The 20,690-nt window shown below is 27.7% G+C and carries 9 protein-coding genes; all 9 read right to left on the bottom strand.

Features of this window, described 5'->3' with window-relative positions:
- Window positions 1-50 precede the first annotated feature (50 nt).
- Window positions 51-2,537, bottom strand: a complete 2,487-nt coding sequence (locus tag HTZ87_RS01545; protein ID WP_174892810.1) for a hypothetical protein — start codon at window positions 2,535-2,537, stop codon at window positions 51-53.
- 16 nt (window positions 2,538-2,553) lie between these two features.
- Entirely contained in the window at window positions 2,554-8,688 is a 6,135-nt protein-coding gene (locus HTZ87_RS01540) for a glycoside hydrolase family 2 TIM barrel-domain containing protein (RefSeq protein WP_174892809.1), read from the bottom strand.
- Window positions 8,689-8,696: 8 nt separating this feature from the next.
- The gene (locus tag HTZ87_RS01535; RefSeq protein ID WP_174892808.1) at window positions 8,697-13,424 is read right to left on the bottom strand and encodes a beta-N-acetylglucosaminidase domain-containing protein; all 4,728 of its coding nucleotides are present in this window, start codon (window positions 13,422-13,424) and stop codon (window positions 8,697-8,699) included.
- A gap of 260 nt (window positions 13,425-13,684) precedes the next feature.
- A complete protein-coding gene (locus tag HTZ87_RS03550) occupies window positions 13,685-13,810 on the bottom strand; it encodes a hypothetical protein (protein WP_256368455.1) in 126 nt (41 codons plus the stop codon).
- Window positions 13,811-13,983: 173 nt separating this feature from the next.
- Window positions 13,984-15,363, bottom strand: a complete 1,380-nt coding sequence (locus HTZ87_RS01530; protein WP_174892807.1) for an MSC_0618 family F1-like ATPase beta subunit — start codon at window positions 15,361-15,363, stop codon at window positions 13,984-13,986.
- Window positions 15,363-16,913 carry an MSC_0619 family F1-like ATPase alpha subunit gene (locus tag HTZ87_RS01525; RefSeq protein ID WP_174892806.1) on the bottom strand — a complete coding sequence of 517 codons (1,551 nt, stop codon included), beginning with the start codon at window positions 16,911-16,913 and terminating at the stop codon, window positions 15,363-15,365. The genes HTZ87_RS01530 and HTZ87_RS01525 overlap by 1 nt, the downstream gene beginning before the upstream one ends.
- Window position 16,914: 1 nt before the next feature.
- A complete protein-coding gene (locus tag HTZ87_RS01520; protein ID WP_174892805.1) occupies window positions 16,915-19,332 on the bottom strand; it encodes an MSC_0620 family F1-like ATPase-associated subunit in 2,418 nt (805 codons plus the stop codon).
- Window positions 19,325-19,777 carry an MSC_0621 family F1-like ATPase epsilon subunit gene (locus tag HTZ87_RS01515; RefSeq protein ID WP_174892804.1) on the bottom strand — a complete coding sequence of 151 codons (453 nt, stop codon included), beginning with the start codon at window positions 19,775-19,777 and terminating at the stop codon, window positions 19,325-19,327. The genes HTZ87_RS01520 and HTZ87_RS01515 overlap by 8 nt, the downstream gene beginning before the upstream one ends.
- Window positions 19,767-20,690, bottom strand: a complete 924-nt coding sequence (locus HTZ87_RS01510) for an MSC_0622 family F1-like ATPase gamma subunit (protein WP_174892803.1) — start codon at window positions 20,688-20,690, stop codon at window positions 19,767-19,769. Before HTZ87_RS01510 ends, HTZ87_RS01515 begins: the two co-directional genes overlap by 11 nt.

Below are 20,690 nucleotides of genomic sequence, written 5' to 3'. Positions count from 1 at the left end.
CTTTTTTGATTAAAAAAATCAAGCGAATATGCTTGATTTTATATTTTAAATTATTGAGAAGCTGATTCATTTGCAACCGGTGCAGCAGCTACATTTGCTTGTGCTTTTGTTAAATTAATAACAAATTCTTTTCTATGATCAGCTGTTCCATCTGTAACAATAACTTTTGCTTTTGCTGAAACTTCTTTATTTTCGCTATTTGTTTTTAATCCAGAAATGTATCCGAATGTATAAATTGAACCATTTAAAGCTGTTTCATCAGCATTTTTAACTACGGCAGCATCAAAGAATTTTTTAAATTCATCTTTAAAGTTTGATCCATCCGGAATTTGAAGTTCAAGTGATGATTCTGTTTGATTTAAATCTATTTTTGTACTATCTTTGATTAATTTATATGTTTCATTGAAGTTTTCTACTTGTTCAAATGAAACTGATTTATTTTCACTTTCAGTTGCTTTTGTTGTAGATGCATCATCGTTTTTTAATTCAACTAACTCAAGTTCTGAGAATCCGGTAAATCCTTTATTACTCTTAAATTTTGGATTTTGTGTTCCTTCTGGATCTTTAAGATTAGGTATAGTAGGTGCTTCAAATTCAATTTTGAAGAATTTATCTGTTGTTGGTTTAAAATTAATATGAATTAAATAAATGTTACTTCCTACTTTTTGACTTTCATCAACTTTTGTTTCGTCAATTAGTCTATAATTATTTTCTATCTTAATATCGAAGAAATCAGAATCAGTAATTTTATTTTGACCTGAAACTAATTTATATTCTCCATCTAGAGTTGGTGATGAATAAACTTTAATTCATTCAGGCGACATTGTTTTTCCGTTTTGTAATTCAACTTTTGCGTTATGATCGTATTTTTCAAAATCACCTCATGATTTAACCGCTGTAAATGCACTTACTCTTGTTCATGCTTTTAATCCATGTATTTTATTTCCGTTTTTCTCTTTTGCGCTTAGATAGAAGACGTTATTATTTTGTATTTCGGCATAATCAAATCAGTTATCTCATCTTGATGCTTGATCCTTGTTACCATCAATCATTTTTGGTAATTCAGTTCTTCTACTTTCGTTAGGTTTTTTAGGATTATGATAATCATAATATGATTTATCAATATTTAAATCTAATTTTTGATTACCGGTTAATACATTAGAATACGCACCATCATTAAGATTGTTTGGGTTGTATCTACTTGATAATAATGTTAGTAATGTATATTTTGTATTTTGACCTTCTGTTTTTGTTCCTACTAATTTAAGTTTTTCGCCATCATTAATAAGTCTATTTGCGTTAAATTCACTTGAATCATAATTAGCAAAAGTGTAATTTGGATAAGTTGTACTTAAAAAATCACTAATATTTGTATTTGATAGTATTTTTTTAACATCTACATGTTCATAATTTATTTCTTTATAATTCAGTACTTCTTCTTGTTTTGGAGGTGTCTTAGGTTCTTGTGCTTCTGATCCAGATCCGGCACTACCATCACTTCCTGAATCACCTGTATTCTTACCGTTTGATGGATCTTCAGTGTTTTCACCTGGAGTTTTTTGGGTATCACCACCAGTTGCAGGTGGAGTTTGTGCATCAGCATTTCCTTGACCTGGGGTTTCTGATCCGCCTGTTGTAGGTGGAGTTTGATTACCTTTATCACCTGGAGTTGGAGCTTCTGTATCAGTTTTTGGTTTTGTTTCTCCACCATCACTTCCTTGACCTGGAGTTCCTGGTCCATCTGTTGTAGGAGGAGTTGTTGTTCCTTCGGTTCCTTTATTTGGAGTTTGAGTTCCTTTGTCGCCTGGTGCAGGTGTTTCTGTACCTGGTTTTGCCGGATTTTGAGTATCAGTACCACTTGGTTCTTTAATTTCTGTTCCTCCGGTTGCCGGTGGAGTTTCTTTATCACCTGGTTTTTTAGTTTCTTCTCCACCTGTTTTTGGTGGATTTTGAGTATCAGTACCACTTGGTTCTTTGGTTTCTGTTCCTCCGGTTGCCGGTGGAGTTTGAGTACCATTACCATCTTTAGTAGTATCAGTGTTTTCTTTTTCAGATGTTTGATCAGTTGGATTGTTTTCTTCAACTACCGGTGGTTCTGAAGGTGTTTGATCAATAGATTTTTTAGATTCTACTGCTTTGGCGTGCGCTTTATCTAATGAAGCTTTTGCATTAACAAAATCTTCATTTGTTGAATTAGCATCAGAAAAAATTGTTTTTGTTTTCTGGTATTCTTTATTTAGACTGTCTTTTACTGTTGTGTATTTAGGATCATTTAACGATTCTAAAAATGTTTTAACTGCCTCAAGACTTGAATTTAATGCAGTTTTTGCCTCATTTTCAGTATTATCTGTTTTTGGGTTTGTGTTTTCACCAGGTACTACCGGTGTATCTGGTTGAACAGGTTTGTTTGGCTCATTTTCAATTTTTTTATTAGTTTTTACGTCGTTACTACAACTTATGGTTAATGCTGCGGTGGAACCTAAAAGCATCGAACCGGCCATTAAGTTTATAAAAATCTTTTTATATTTACTACTCATGATTTAATTCTCTTTCTTATTTTTGGGTGTTTTTATCTAAATCTAAGATAATTTGTTTTAAATCTTCTAGCGGTGTATTCATCAATTTAGATAGATATTTAAATTTAGCAACTAATGATTTAGCCATTGAATATTTAGTAATATCTAAATTAGATGTAATTCTTGATTCTAAAGTTTGTATAAGTTGTTCATATTTTTTAATTAATTCATTTCTTACTAGTAATGAACGTTTTGTAAATCTATATGTATTTGTTTCAGATAAATCTTCTGAAGTTATTGTAAATTGAACTGAATAATTATTAATTTGTTTAGTTACTTTAGCTTTATCGCTAACTTGTATCTTAATTTCATTTAAATTTACGTTGTCATCAATGTAATAATCGTTTAGTTCACGACTAATACCCTCAACATATTTACCTTCAATTTTTACATCAAGTAATTTTGCTTCGGAAACTAATGCACTTGTGCTAAATGCTCTTATTTCTCTAACTACTATACCGTTTTTGTTATCAGGTGTTTTCATTCTTATTCTAATTGCAGTAGCTTTAACTGGTGTTGCAAACTCAAATAAAGCACCTTGAGTATCGTTTGAAGGTAATGCGTTTGGCTCAGGTTTATTTTTTAATGTAACTTCTTTTCATAATTTATCATCTGATAAGTTTGAATCTCTGTGATCATTAATGTGTCCCACTTGATTTCCGCTTGGTAAATTAGTAATTGGTTGATCAAAGTATTCAATATGATATTCTTTTGGTAATCCTGAACCTCCATCTACACCAAAGAATACTCTTAAGGAATCGACACTAGTTGAGTTTTGTTCTGATAAAGCAACACCCACTCAATCTTCTGCTCTTCTTTGGTTTTGTCAGTTAGATCATTTGTTTATTCCTCTTACATCAGTTTCAATAATATTATCATTTAAATATTGAACTCTATCATTTGAACCTGGACCATCGTTTGTAAATCCTGCAATTGCAACTGGTGTTTTTTGATTCTGAACGCTTGATGAAATCATTTTTGTTGTAATTACACCTTTTTTGTTATCTTGTGGAACTTTACGGTTAACTTGGAATTCATAAATTAAAATACCTTGTTTTCCTTTAACGATATCCATTTTAATTCTTAAAGCGTAACCTTTGACTGGTTTAGCAAAGTTAAATGTTGTACCAGATGCATTATTAGCCACAATTGTTGGAGTTTCTTTTAATTCAACATCTTTTCATAATGAATCGTCTGCTAGATTGCTATCTGATTCACTAATATGTGCTAATCCTGCAGCATTTGGTAAGTTTGTTATAGGTTGTTCAAATACTTGTATTTTGAAGTTTGTTGGGGCTTTTGTACCGCCATCTTCACCAAATCAAACTTTTAGTTGATCAAACATTTCTGGTCCTATAATTCCACCACGGGCAAATATAGTTCCTACTCAATCAGAAGTTCTTGTTGAATTTCTTTGTCAATTAGATCATTTATTAGCAGATTTATTTCTTGCATCAACAACACCATCATTAATTTTATCAATTCTATCACTTGAACTTGGATCAAGATCATTTGTGAAACTTGCAATCGCTGCAGGATAATCAAATCCTGTTACTTGTTTAGAAATATTTAAGAATTCACCTTCTTTTTCAGGAACAACACTGACATTTAATTGAGCTTTAATGTTTTTAACTCCATCGATTGTACCTTCAACAATATAATCTTCATTAGAATTTAAGTTTGAAGTTGTAAATTTATCTCAAGTAACTGTTTTTGTAATTTTATTACCTAAATTATCTGATACGAGCACAATGTCAGGCACTTGGTAAGGTTCAAATCCTTTAATAGTTTTAACAGTAATTGGTTCTACTTTAACATAGTCATAAACTGATACTGTAGCATACACTGTTTCTTTTGAATCTAATAATGTACCTTTAACTTGATAAATACCTAATGAATTTGAATTAGGAATATTTTCTCATTCAACAATTTCTCTTCTAGGGAATTTATCTGATTGATATACTTTTTCAACATAATTTGGTAAATTAATTTCTTCGCCTCTTAAAACATTTAAATTATATGTGCTATATGATTCAACATTTGTAGATTGAGATGATTTAAGAATCATTAAATTAGTTGTTTGAGTTTTAACTTTTTGACCTTTGTACACAAATTCTGCATAAACAAGTATTGAGTTTTTAGCTAATGAAGCATAAACTTCATTTGTTTTAGAACTAAAGTATTTATTATCTTCTGGATCAACTGCTTTAATTTGAATATTACTTAATTCTTCTTGTGGAACTATTGAACCATCATGTAATTTAAGTTCAATTTTTGCGTATCTACCACGTCCTTCTACTATTGGTTGGATGTTTAAGTGTGCATCATTGTATTCAGATAATGTTAAATGATGTTTATATTTAATAATATTTTGACTTCCGTCTTGAGCTGTAATTATTGCGATGTATTCTCTATTAAATTCATCAATATCAATAAATAATTGTTCTGTTTTTGTGTTTTTATCTGTTGGAATAAAGTTGATTAAAGGATATCCGTTTTTATATTCTGATTCTCCTGAATATTCTTTAGTATCATTATCAAAGTTTTCTAATAATTTTGTTCCTACATAAACCATTTCTACAGTATTATTATTTGATTTAACTGTATTTACTTCGTTAGTTGTTGTAGGTAAGACATTTAAGTAAGCCTTTACAAAAATTTGTTCATTATCAGCTAAATATCCATTTATTTCAATTTCATCACCAACTTCTAATTTATCAACTTTTAAATTACTAATATTTCAAACAACATCTTTGTGTTCTAATTCATTTTGATTATTTAAAACTAAAACAGTATCTGGTAAAGCTAATTTTTCACCTTTGATATATGATAGATATGTTTTTGTTGGTCTGTATAATGTAGATAAATCGATAACTTCTACTTTAAGATCAAACTGAACATTTTTATATGTTGCTTTAACTACGTATTGACCTGTATTATTATTGTCAAATGAAGTTGTATCTCAAGTAATATTTTCATTAACTTTTTGACCATTAGATAAAATGATATTAACTTGACTTAAATCAGGTTGTTCGAATAAATTAACTGTCAATTTACTTTTATCTAAAGCTAGTGGAATGATATTATCACTATTTGGTAATGTTTCTACAGTTAATATGTTAGTTTCTCCAGATTCTAAGTTTTCTGAGTTTGCACTTAATGTGATTTCACCTGCTTTATTTGTTGACTTAACAATAACAAGTGCTTTACCATTAAATAATTGTCTCTTTCAAGTTCCATCAGCATATGCTTTGTATCTTTCACGACTTAAAGCATTACCATTATCAACCCCAACTATTTCACCTTGACCTTCGATTGTGAAATTAATTAAATTGTTAGCATTAGGATCTTCAATACCATTTTCATCTACAATTGTTACTTGAACATATGATAATGAATCACCATTAGCTAAAATAATATTTTTCTCTGGTTTTAATTGGATTCTAACAGGGGTTGATGCTTTTTGTATTGTGTCTGTTGCAACTAAATTATTTTCAGAATCATAAGCTTCTGCAGTAATTACTTTGTTTTTAAATTCATCATATTTAATAGGGAATTTTAAATATAATTCATTAGCATTTGCACCTTGTTGATAACTAACCGGATTACCTTTTTCATCTGTATAATTTGTTTGTAGTGTTTGGAATTCTTTAGTTGCAATTTCTTTACCATCAGCTTTTAAAACTACTTTTTTAGCGTTTGAATAAACTCTTAAATCTAAAGTTCCATCTTGGTTTATTACTAAACCTCTCATTTGTTCTTTATCAAAGTTTAGATGCGGTGCAATTTTTACCATCGGATGTTCTTTTACATCAAGTCATTGTGATTGATATAAGTAATAATCATTTTTAGGGAATCCAGCTGTATCTACAATACCAAAGTATGATGATTTAGGTTTATCATTACCAGTTTGTCCTCATCATGGTGTTGGTTCACCAATATAGTCGAATCCGGTTCATATAAATTGACCAGCATATCATTTGTTATCTCTATCAAATTTTCATGATTCTGTTGCTGTTTTACCTCAACCAACCCTATTGTTTCCGTAGTCTGATTGTTGTTTACCATAGTATCCGTTAGAATGTGTTTCGTTATCATAACTATTTGGAGCGTATCAAACACCACGTGAACGAACAGCTGATGAAGTTTCTGAACCATATATTTTTCAATTAGGGTGTATATTATGTAATGTCGGAGCATTAGCTTCTGAATAGTTCATTCCTACTACGTCCAATTTATTAGAAGCTGCTGCAATATTAGCATCTTGTCCATTTCCATAACGATATCTATCTGAACCTCATGTAACATATCTAGTTTTGTCAACTTCTTTAATTCATTTAACTAAGTTAGAAGCGACAGTTACACCTTTACTTTGTGTTCCTTCAGCAATTTCGTTACCTATTGATCACATAATAATTGCAGGAGAATTTATTTTTGAACGAACCATTTGTTTAACGTCAAATTCTGCTCATGTTTCACCTTGTTTTGCATCTGGGTGTAATGCTTGTTGCTCAAAGAACCTGTGGTAATCGTTTGTCTTTTTACCACCGTATCAAGTATCAAATGCTTCATCAATAAATAGTAATCCTAATTCTTCCGCGATTTGAACTAATTTTTGATCAGCTGGGTTGTGAGTTGAACGAATGGCATTAACTCCCATTTCTTTCATAATTCTCATTTGACGGTATATAGCATCGTAATTTGCTACAGCACCTAAAGCACCTTGATCATGGTGCATAGAAACACCGTGGAATTTTAATCATTTTCCGTTTAAACTAAATCCATCATTTGAAGTTCAGTCAATTTTTCTATATCCATATCTTTGTGTTTCTTGATCAACAACAACTTCTTTTCCTCCAACATTTTCAATTAGTTCTGTTTTTAATACGTATAAATTAGGGTTTTTAACATCTCATAATTCAACATTATTAACATTAAATTCTGTTTCAACACTTAATGAAGTATTTGGATTAATATCAATGTTTTCAGTTATATTACTAAATAATTCTGTTTTATCATCGCCGAATTTATAAACTGTTTTTTTAATTGAAAATGTTCTAGTTTTTGAGTCATCATTTGATATTGTGTAAATAGCTTTACTTGTAACATTTGATAAATTATTTACATCAAAATCATTATTAATAATTTGTGTTCCATATGTATTTAAATGTAGTTTATCTGTCACTTTTAAAACAACATCTCTATAAATACCTGAACCTGAATATCATCTTGAAGATGCTGATTTATTTGTAACTTTAACTGTCACAACATTTTTTGCACCTTTAGAATAGTCTAAATATTTACCTATATTGTAATTAAATTCTTGATATCCTGCTGGATAAGTACTGATGTATTGGCCGTTTACATACACTTCTGATTCCATGTAAACACCACCAAAATGAATTTCAATTTCTTTATCTTTCCATTCTGGTTTTACTTCTAATTCTTTACGATATCAAGCAGTTCCACCTTCTAACGCACCTCATTCATTTGAAATATTAGGACTAAAATCATTATAAATTGATCAGTCATGAGGTAAATTAACACTTAACATTTGTGAGTCATCAAAATTTGTTTTTTTAACATCAACAGAATCAACATCAGATGTTTTAGCAAATTTTCAATTACTATTTATATTAATAACTCTTTGGTCATTTTTATCAGCTTTAATATCATCTTTTTGTTCTAAATCTTGAATTTCATTATCAAAATTAATATCTTTAAAACCGCTAATTTCACCGCCAAAATCAAATGTTTTTTTAGATAATAAATCTTCAAATGTGAATTTAGCAGTTACTTTATTATTTACATAATCATAATTTACAATTTCAACATTATTAAAGTTTAAATTAACATCTTTTAGCTCTGATAATATTTCAGGTTTTTTACTAATTTCAGTAAAATCTGAAATAGATTTATTTTTTAAGAATTCATTAATAAAATCTACATTTTTACTTTCTGTTTCTTTATTCTGTTTTGAATCTTTTGATTCTTGTTCATCATTTTTATCTGTTGATTTATTACCATTTTGTCCAAAACAAGAAACAACAGTTGCAATAGAAGCGAAACTTACTAATGAACCTAATATAATTAATGATTTATATTTTTTCATGATTCTCCTTAATTATTTTTACTCTTTTTGAATTTTTTGAATATAAAATAAATGAACATACCAAATGTTGCTATTGAATTTAATATAACCAATAGAACTAATGAGTTTGAAGTATTATTTTTTTCTTTTATTTGAGGTTTTTCTTGTTCTTTATTTACAACTACATCTGATACAGTTGTTTTAGTATCTATGTTAGATTCAATCAATGAATATTTATGTGCAATATCAATTAATTCGTTTGTTTGATCTAATAATTTAGTAAACTCTTCTTTATCTTGTGGATTTTGTTTTAAAGAGTTTTCGATATTTTTAACTAATTTTGTTGTTGAAGCGTAAATTTCGTATGATTTGTTTTGTTTTTGTTCCTTAGTTTTTGAATTTTCTAATAATTCTTTTAGAACTTCTTTTTTAGCTAAGAAATCTTCATACATTTTATTTAATGAATCTTTTTTAGTTTCTAATTCTTCTAAACGTCTTGATTTTTCGTATAATTGTTCAACTTTTTCTGAATATGTTTTTGAATCAAATTTATCTAATTTTTGATTTAATAACTCTTCTGCCTCTTGTTTAAGTGCTAATTTTCATTGAACAATAATATCTTCTTGTACATCTTCAATGTCATATAAGTTTTTTATATATAATGCTGATGTAACGTCGTTTAATAATTTATTAAATTGATTATCAAAAGTATTTTTAATTGATAAATAATCTTCTAAATAAGTGTCAAGTCTTAAATCATCTTTATTAGCTTTTAAATTACTAATTGAAGATTCTAACGATTTTATAAATTCTTGTAATAATTCTGAATTTTGATATTTACTTGAAGGTTTAACTAAACTTAATTTATCGTTAAATTTATCTAATTGAACCTTAACTATTTTAGATATTTGTTTAAAGTATTTTGAACCAATTTGTTTAATTTGTGAAATCCTTTTTTCTAAAGCATTTTTTGAGTATAATTCAATATTTTTAGCTGTTACATTTAATAATTGTTGTTCTGTTTTTGTATTTGAATTAAGGATATTATTTTGGTCAATTAATTTAAGTGCTTTTTCTAGAAGTTTTATTTCATCATTTAAATGTGATCTATCAATAATTTCACTTGCTTCTGTTGGCTCTAAACTCAATTTAGAAAGTTTATCTCCTAAAACTGATAAATCTTTATTTGAAAATGTTGCTTTTGAACCATCATAGTATTTGTCTAATCCGTTTACTAATTCAGTTAATTTATTAAATGTATCTTCCTGATAATCATCACTTGTTGATATTTCTAATAAGTCTTTTCTTGAATTGTATAAGTTTAAATAAGTATCTAACTGTGTTTTATCAAAAACTAGTTTAGATTTTAATTCACTTATTTTTTCTATTCAACTTAAAGTTTCGTTGTTTGTTAGTGTATCGTTTTCAATACTTTTTAGTGTTTTTAATGTTAGTAATTTATTATTAACTTCATTAAATGATCTCTTAATTAAGTCTTCACGACTATATTTTTCTAATTCTTTAACAAGATTATTTAAAGTGTTTGTGTTATCTACACTTGCTTTCTTGTCATAAATATATTTAGATTTTATAAGTTTATTTCTTAGTCTATTGATTTCGATTTGTGAGTAACCTAATTGGTTAGCTAATAATTGTTCAGCTTCAGCAATTTCTCTTTCAATTTTTTCGTTTGATTTGAATGTGATGTTTGTACGGTTTTTATGTACTTCTTTTAACTCTTCTAATGATGTTCTTAATTCTGTTAAATCAATTGCATCAAAATTACTTAAAACATCAATTTTATCAAGGTGTAATTTTGCATTTTGGTATTTAATGTTTAATTTAAGAACAATTTCGTTTTTGTCTAAAGGCGCTCTAAAGAAATTATCAGCTTTATTTAGATTACCCATCTTTTTATTTTTCATCATTCTAGTATTTGTATCATATGTTGTTACATATACTAAAGCATGCGAAATATGAGTAGGATCTTGTTTAATATAGAATTCATTAAATAAAGTATTTTCGCTTGACTCACTTTCAATCACTAATTCACCTTCGTTAGAATGCGAAACAAATAAGAAGTCAGAATCTTCAAATAAGTATTTATATGAGTTCATTTCTTCATTGTAGTCTTGTGAGTGAACTCTATAATTACTTACTTTTTCCACTTTTTCTTTTTTATCACCTTTAGTAACTTGTTCAATATGAGAAGTTCTTGTAACTTCAAAGTTATTAACACTAAATTCTAAATCTTGTTCTGAATCGTTAAATAAAATGATATATCTTGCTATAAATGATTTATCTTCAGTTACTTCACTTGGAACTGAGTTGATTTTATCAAAAGTTGTTGAGTAATATTTTTTAAGAGATTTACTATCTTTATCTTTTCCATCTAAAACTAAATTAAATCCAGTAATATTAGAAACATTATTAAGATCAAAACCTATGTATTTACCTGGTTTAAGTGTTATTGTTCTTTTTGCTTCATCTTTAAGATTTAAATATTGTATTTTAGAAGCACCGATGTAAGCTGCCCCTAAATTTTCACTATCATTTTCTTCGATGTTTGAAATTATGTCAGCATTAGCGTTTTGGTTTTCAGAAGTTTGAACATATAATTCAGGATTAGAAATAGAATTATTTATTTGTTCAGAAACATATAAATTACCTTTTTTGATATTTCCAGATTCTGATTTAATAGCGTTTATTTTACTTAAAATTAATTTTGCAAGTGGTTCTAAGTATTGATTTCCTGGTCTAACTATTTTTTCTTTATCCCTTGGCTTAGCACCTTCTTTTAAATCGCTTCTTATTAAATGTTTAGCATAGTTAAATGATTCTCTAGCACGATCAGCGTATTCATAAGCTTCAAATAATTTAGCTTGTTTTAATCTAATATCATTATCATATGAATTTAATTTTTCTAATAATTCCATTGACATTAAACCATATTTAATTGTTTCGGCAATTTTTGATAATGATAAACCAAATAATTCAATTTCTTGTTTCATTTTTTGGTTATTTGAGTAACTCATAAACTCTTCATAAGCTTCAATGATTGCATCCATTTCGGTTAATAAATCTTTTTTATCAGATTCGTTTAATTCACCATTAGAATTTAATGAATTTTTTATTGAATTAATTGCAGGTCTAATTTCTTTAGATTCATCGTCAATATTAACACCTCAACGTTTTCCATCTTTAGAAGTAGAAGTCATATGTGATGCTAATTTCATTAGTGCTCAAGGTGCTTCAGGTGCTATTTTATAAAATGATTCTTTTCATTCTTTTCAAGCATCAAATCCTTTAATATTTCATGTATATGAACTTATAGCACTAATTGCAATTTTAGATAATTCACCTTCTTGCATTGGATTTGTTACAACACCCACTAATTTATTTGGATCAACATTACTATTTAACATTGTTCCAGGTCCTAAGTTTAGTGCTGTATAATCAGGATCATTAACAGGTCAGTTTAATCAGAATAACGGAGCACGATTTGTACCAGATGTGTTAGCTCATCAATTAACTGATCCAGGTTCAACACTTCCAAAAACATTTGCACCTGTATAAACAATTCAAACTTTTGAATTATCAGGTAACTGAGTTTGATATTTTTGTAAATCAGCAACTGTTCCAGATCATGAATCTCTCATTCCTTCGTATTTTGTAGGAACAAAAACAAATCCTTTTACTTCTCTACCATCTTCTGAACCTCAAGCAACCAAGTCTTCAATTAATTTTTTAACTAATTGGAAAGGTTGACCATCAATATCATCCGCTAATAAACCAAATTGCCTAATACCAACTTCATCATACATTTGTTTAAATTTAGCTTTTAATTTAGCGACTTCACCATCATAATCATTTTGTAAATCAATTGCGTGAGTTTTATTTATTCATGGGTGAACTGTTCAAGTAAATTCAACACCTGCATAATGTCCAGCTTCAACTGTTTTTTTCATTTTTTCAATTTCGTCTGCTGGATATAATTCATCTCATTTAACACTATGATATGGATCATCTTTTGGTGCAAATATGTATGAATTAGCTTTGTATTTACCTGCTAGAGTCATCATAGAGCTTCTATCATCTCAACTTCAAGGAACTCCGTAATAACCCTCTATAAAACCACGTATTTTTGTATCTGCATAATCATTAATAACTAAATCTCTAATCAATTTACCATTTGTTTGTTCTAATATTCAACTTAAAGTATTGAAAGCTGCAAATGCACCTTCTTTATCCTTTGCCATAACAACAATTTTATTTTCTTTAACAATTAAAGAATAGGCATCAAATTTTTCAAAATCATTGTCGATTTCAGCTCAATAATTTGATTCAATATATTTAGTTACTGAGTCATCAGAACCTTTAATCCCAACTAAAACTTGAGTAGAATCAGTTGTTTGTTCTAAATTAACTTCTGTTTCCACTAAATTTGATTTAATAGATAAAACTGATTTAATATGAGCATCTAAATATTTATCAAAAGTAACTTTATTACTACGAATTAATGAATAATTTGAACTAATCAAACTTAAGCTATCTAAATATTTTATGTTGTGAGGATTAGGATTGATTGTGTATTCAATTTTAGAAACTTCATTTTCTAAGTCGTTAACATTCTGTTTTTCATTTTCGGCTTCAGACTCAACTGGCGGCTTACTATTGTTAAGTGAAACAACACTAAGTAAAGTTGCGCTTGACCCCAAAATAGCTACGGTATTTAAGAATTTTTTATTTATTTTCATATTTTACCTCTAATTATTATATGTACATGAGTATCCATTTATACACTTTAAATTTTACATATCTGGAAGCTAAGAAAGCTTTTATGCATAAAATATTTCTTTTTTTAATGCTTAATAACTTAAAAAAATATTTAAATAAATGTTTTAGAATTAAATATTCAATGTACAAAGGCAACTAAATAATTAATTTAAGAGGTATTAAAACATAAAAAAACACAAGTAGACACTTAAATCTAACTTGTGTTATTATTAATAAAATTTTATTTTTTATTTTCTTTTTCGATATTAGTTCTAATACCTATAGATAATGAATTGCTATATGCTTTAGTTGTTTTTTTAAGTTCATCTAAAAATGATGGATCTAATTTTACTTTTGGGTCTAACATAATTCCTCCATAATGATATTGAATAATTATTCTTATATTATTATATCACTATAAATTTAATTTATATTTAAAAAGTTAATATTTAGAGCATTTTTATATAAAAAATGCACTTTTTTAGTTTTATTACAAAAAGTGAATAATAAAACTCACCTGTAAAAGTGAGTTTTAATTAATTATAAACCTAACTCTTCGTCAGTTGGAATATTTAAGTTATCACCTACATATTGGAATATTTCTGGTGATTGTTTGATGTATTTTCCATCTAAAATTCTAATAACACTTTCAACTGTGTCTTCTAATTTAACATATTGACCAGGTGCTTTTGTAAAGTGTTCTGTCATGAAGAAGTTTTGTGTAAAGAAGTTTTCAAGTTGTAAAGCTTTTTTAACAATGATTTTACTTTCTTCATCAAGTTCATCAAATCCAAGAATAAGAATAACATCTTCTAAGTCTTTGTATGCTTTTAAAATACTTTTTGCTCTTCTGATTGCTTCAAAATGTTTTTTACCAATAATTTTTTCATCAACAGAGTTTGAGTTTGATGCAAGTGGATCAAAAGCAGGGAAAATGTTTTTAGCTGATTGTGCTCTTGATAAAACTAAACTTCCGTCAAGGTGGTTGAATACCGCAACAGCAGATGGATCTGATAAGTCATCCATTGGTAAGAACATTGTTTGGAATGATGTAATCGCACCATTAGCGTTTCTGTAAAGACGATCTTCAATATTAGCAACGTCACTATCAAGTGTTGATTGGTAACCACCTACAGATGGTTTTTTACCTAATGTAGCACTTGTTTCGTTTTCAGCTTGCACAAAACGATAAATGTTATCGATGAATAATAAAACATCTTCTTTTTCTTTATCTCTTAAGTATTCAGCAGCAGTTACACCAATTGGAACAATTGACATACGAGCTCCAGGTGATTCGTTCATTTTTGAGATATACATAACTGATTTATCCATTAATTTAGATTGTTCTAATTCATTGAATAATTCAATCGCTTCTCTTGAACGTTCTCCTGAACCGATGAAAATGTTAGATGTGTTTTTATTTTCACGGTTAACGTTGAAAATAATTTCTTTCATTAAAACTGTTTTACCAACTCCAGCTCCACCAAAGATACCTAATTTATAACCTTTGATAATAGGGATAAAGAAGTCGATTGCTTTAATCCCTGTTTCAACAAGTGTAATTTCGCTTGCTAAATATCTATCATTATTGATTGTTGAGTTCATTTCAACATATAATGGTTTTGTATTTCTTCCTTCTAAAAGAGGTTCACCACGGAATGAATAAATATTGTTTCTTGAACCTTTACCAACTGGTACATAGAAACTTTTACCAGTATTAACTACTGTGTCATTAATTGAAACTTCGTCAGATGCATAAATAATAATAGCTCTAACAGTAGTATCATTTAAAACCCTTTTTACTAATAAATATGTTTTTCCATTGTGTAAAGTTAATAGAGTATTAACTTTTGGTAAGTTTTCTTTGTCAAATTGAATCTCAATAATATCTGATCATAAATTTAAAATTTTACCTAACATTATTTACCTCCATTAGTTTCTTTTAGATTCAGTTCTTTTGAAACTTTTTCTAAATATGATTCATCTAATCCGACAAAATCATACTCATTATCAATGTCTCAATCTAATTGATTGTAATCTGAAAATTGTTTTAATGCACTTGCGAAAAATGATTTAACTAAATTATCATCGTAGCTTGCTCCGTTAATAATTCTTGTGTAATTTTCTTTGGCTTGTTGGTTTTCTACTATGAATTTGTTTAAGAATTTCATAGCTAAATCTTCGTTGTTAACACCTTTAAGAATTGTTCATGAAACTAATTTTGATGTAAATAGAATTAATTCTTGTTTGTATAGTGTAAATCCTCTTTGTTGGAACATTTTATCAATCATTTTACCTTTGTAGATTAATAATGATGTTTCTTTGTTGAAATCATAATCTAACATAGCTAATTTTAAGTGACGTTTGTATTGTTTGTAAATTTTACCAACTTCAGCAGCTATTTTTGTAACTTGACGGCTTTGTACACTTGAACCTGTACGTGAAACTGATAAGTTGATGTTAATAGCAGGTAAAATACCTTGTGAGAATAAATCAGCACTTGTTACAACTTGTCCATCAGTAATAGAAATAATGTTTGACGCAATTAATGAAGTAATATCACCATCAACTGTTTGTAAAATAGGTAATGCTGTAATTGTTTTACGTCCTTTGAATGAACCTGAACGTTCTAATAATTGTGAGTGTGAGAAGAATGTATCTCCAGGCATCGCTTCTTTACCAACTGGTCTATCTGTTAATAATGCGATTTCACGAATAATGTTTGCGTGTTTTGTTAAGTCGTCAAAAACAATTAAAACATCATTTGTTTTTGATAAGTTTTCAGCGTGAGCCATACCAATGTAAGGAGCAAGATATTGTTCATAAGCACTTGTTGATGGAGCATCAATAATAATTGTGTTTGATAAAGCTTGATTTTCTTTAAGAGTATTGTAAATTTTTGAAATAGCTTCACGTTTTTGACCAATAGCAACATAAATACATTTAACACCGTTTCTTGCTTGGTTAATAATTGTATTTAAAGCTATGTGTGTTTTACCTGTTTGACGATCACCGATAATTAACTCTCTTTGACCTTTCCCAATTGGAATTAAAAGATCTATAGGAATAATACCTGTGAATAATTGTTCATTTAATGTTTTAACTGTCATTAGATCGTGTGCTAATTCAAAGATTTTAGCACTTGATTGACCTTCTGATGGAATTAATGAATTCTTTTGTTTTGTTGGTAAAACAACGTTCCCTTCAATGTCAATAACTTTTCCAAAGTATGAAAAGTATGTGTAAACACTTGCTTCGTTATTTTCTAGAACTATTTCTGAATTAATTTTTAATTCAGTATTTTTTGTATTAGCGATTAAATAAGCTTTATTTTTTGTTGCGCTAATTAACATAAGTTTAACATCTGAATTTTCCTTTAATGAGTAAAACTGTCTTTGCTTATAAGGAAATTCACCATTTACTTCAACAATATAATCAAATATTGATGTAATTTTTGGATTATTTATCATATTAAATTCCTTTCACTCCTAAACCTACACTTAATAAGATGGCTCCAGCTACTAAAACAATAGCTAATGAAATACCAATAAGTAGATAAAGTTTTTTAATTTGTTTTGTTTTTTTGCTAAATTTAATTAAAGAAACAATTAAATTGATTAGTGTACCTAAAGCACCGATTGATAATAGGAAGATACCAAAATCTCTTAAAAAGTCTGATTTAGTTTCTGATTCTTTTCCTAATACTTCAATTGCTTCATTATAATATTTTTTAAACTCTTCAACAACTTCTTGTTTTGATAAGTCTTTTGTTCTTGTTATTTCATTTAAAATTCTTTCATGTTTAGCAAGAGTTGTAAGAGAGTCTATAAATGAATCGTATCATGTATTTAAATTAAACGAACTTGTTTTAATAGTTGAATTTAATTTATATAAATCATAACGAACTAAATTGTATAAATCGTTTAAAACATTTAAATTAAAGTTTTGTGATTCTCAATCTTTAATAATTTGAGCACGGTAAGGTTCTGATTCATCCTTAATTGCGACTCCTCAAAAACCAACAATTTGTTCTTCGTAAGCATTATAAATTGATTCATAATAAAGAGCGTTATTGACTTTTGATTGTCTTAATTCATTTAAAGTATAACCTCATAATTCGTTTGATGTATAGAACGCATCATCACTTGTAGAGTTAATTTCAGTTCTTTTATCATCAAAGTCTTTGCTATTATTTAAATCAACAGCTTTAGCAACCATTGAAAATAAAGCTTTTGAAAGCCTATTACTTTTTAAATCGAGATAATTAACTTTTGAATCTATACCTAAAGCTTTATATAGTCTTAAGTATTCTGTTCTTATTTTTTTAACTTCCTCTTCTTTTAAGAAGTTATTTTTAAGATCTTCATCATTTTCTAATAAATGAATTTCCATTTCGTAAGGTCTTCTTAATTTCTTAGATCTATCATTTCTATCGCTAATTCAAACCTTAGCAATAAGTTTTTCATTAGAATCACCACCTTTTTTAATTTCGGTAATTTCGGTAACATCATAGCTATATCTTGTGTTATAAGGGTTATCGAAATAGAATAAAGAATGTTCTCGACGGTCATTGTATTCTTTTTCTTCTCTAGCATCATAAGCTTCTTTTGTTTCTTTAGGGGCGTTGTTTCCTTCAGTTGGTTGAGCTTCTGATTGGTTAGATTCTGTCGATGGAGCACTTGTATTTAAGTATTGAGATTTATATTCATTAAATTGTGCTATCAATTCATCTTTAGTTAAGTTTGTAAAATTGTTTTTTATATTAGGAACAAGCGGTGGTATCGCTAAAATTTGTTCTTTAGGATCAACAGGTTCTGCCGGAATCGGTTCAGTAGGTTGTCCTTTTGGTGGTTTATTAGGGTTTGTTGGGTTTTCAACTGGTTGATCTTGTTCTTCAGTTTCTTCTTCAACTTGAATTTCTTGGTTAGCAGTTAAGTCGAAATCAACAAAACGTGGTCTAATTCTAGATTTGAAATAATCATCTCATGAAGCATACCCTTTTGGTAAAGTAATTGTATAACCTTGTTTATCACCGATTGTACCAAACTCAAGATTAATATCTTTTTCAATTTCTAGAGCATCTTTTTCGTTGTATAAAATTGTACCTATAGAAGTTAATAACTTATCATAATATTGTTTTAAGTTGTCTTGGAATTTACCTTTTTGTAATCCGTTTACTTCATCTCTAGTCTCAATTTTTCTTGTACCATCTTCTTTAACTTCATATTTTTTCTTTAAAGCTTCTATATAGTCAGTTGGATCTTTTTTACCAAATGTAACATCGGTATATTCTTTTCCATTGTATGTAGCGGTACCTTTATCAAACGCTTTATTTTGCGCTAAAACAAATGGGAAAATAATTGTAAATTCATATTTTGTAGGATTATCAATTATATCTTTTTCATTAGTTTTAATGAAGTTTTTAAGAATATGTAGATAAGTTAATCTACTTAATCTTTGTTTATAATCTAATTTTTGTTCTTGAGTTTTTCCCGAAGAAGAACCTTCACCTTCGCCTTGACCTTCAGAATTTGTATTATTTTCGGTGTTTTCAGTTTTTTCTGTATTACCTGTATCTTGATTATTGTTTGGAACAGCTTCTAGTTTTGCAATTTCATTATCAATATAACTTAAACCTATACCAACGGCATTTTTAAGCATTTTTTTGATTTCATCTTTTGCTATTCCATCATAAGTATCAAATTCTGTACTTAAAATTGGTTTTGGCTTAGCAGGTTTCTTAGGATCAGTAGGTGTATTAGTAGTACCAGTTCCATCACCTGTATTGGGTTGGTTATTAGCTTCTGTACCTGCAGATATTAAAGAAATAGGTAATATGGTAGAAGTTAATAAATAACTGAATTTTCAAAATTTACGTTTTTTACTCATAATTATCCCTTTCTTTAATTTTTAATGATTGCATTAATTTATATTCATATAATTTTTCTCTAAGTTCATCAAAATTTAAAGTTTCATCGATTGTTAAACCAATATTTTGTTTGAATTTAAAGTAATTAATTTCATCATTTAATTCACTTATTATCTTTTTGTGGTTTTGTTTATTCTTAGATTTTTTAAAGAATTTCATATCTGAAAAAGTTTTAATGATTATTTTTTCATCACTCGTAACTATATTTGCATTCTTTAAAAATAAATAAAATTCATTACCTTTTTCAGAGTTTAGTTTTATTAAGATTTGTGGGTATGCACTTATAGAGTTCTTTTCAAGTTTGATTCAATCATCTTCATCGTTATGGTTTATAGATACAGAATAACCTTTTAACTCTAAGTGTTTATTGTCTATAAATGAAATATTAATAACATTAGAACTCATCAATACCTCCATCTTCGAAAACAGTTTTCTTTTTCTTAGTTAGAAGAATTATTTCTTCAATTTGTTTTTCTTGTTTTACACGATTAATACGTTTAGAAACTTTTAATAATTCATCATCAAGTTGCTTGCTTTTTTGGTTTGTTGAAACTAAAGCGTTTTTAGCACTATAAAATGATGATTCAGTAATTAAAGCATTAATTGAGTTTTCTAAGAAAATATTAATTTCATTTTCGATGAAAATTTCTATATTAGGGAAAATTTTGTAATCCTTAATAGTTTCATCAAATCTATTTTTATTTTTAACTCCTAAAATTTTATCGATATCAAAATTCTCTAAAGGTAAAATTGTAAATGGTTTTTTGAAGTTCTTATTTGAGTTAATTACAAAATGAACTCTTGAATAATTATTATCAATAAATAAAATTTTTGTTATTTGAGTAAGAGTCTTCGCAAGTTTATCAACTGAAGAATTTTCAAATGATTTGATTATATTTAATTTATTGTTATTAGCAAATTGTAAGGCACGGTTACCAATTGTGATAAAGTCCGCATCTTTTTGTTTAATATTTTCTAAAATATTTTTTTCATACCGTGAGTATGAATCTGTACCATATTTTTGTTCTTCTGTTAAATATATATAAAGTTCTTTTTCTTTGATAAGTTTTGATTTAATTGATTTTAAAAATTTATTATTTTTAACTAAAGAAACATTTTCTATAAATCCGTTTTTAATATTATATTTATTTTTTAAAGCTTCAATAAGTTCTATATTTAAAACAGAATTTTCAACATAAAAACTTAATGTTTTGGTCAATTTCATAATATTAATTAAAAGAATATTTTTATCATTATTGACCTTTAATTTAATATGTTCAAGATTATTTTTCTTTTGTATTATATCTTTTAAATGCAT

Origin of the sequence: Mycoplasma sp. OR1901 (assembly GCF_013348745.1) — a bacterium.
Lineage (GTDB): Bacteria > Bacillota_I > Bacilli_A > Mycoplasmatales > Metamycoplasmataceae > Mycoplasmopsis.
The sequence above is the reverse complement of the archived record's forward strand: the minus strand, read 5'-3'. Positions and strand labels throughout refer to the sequence as shown.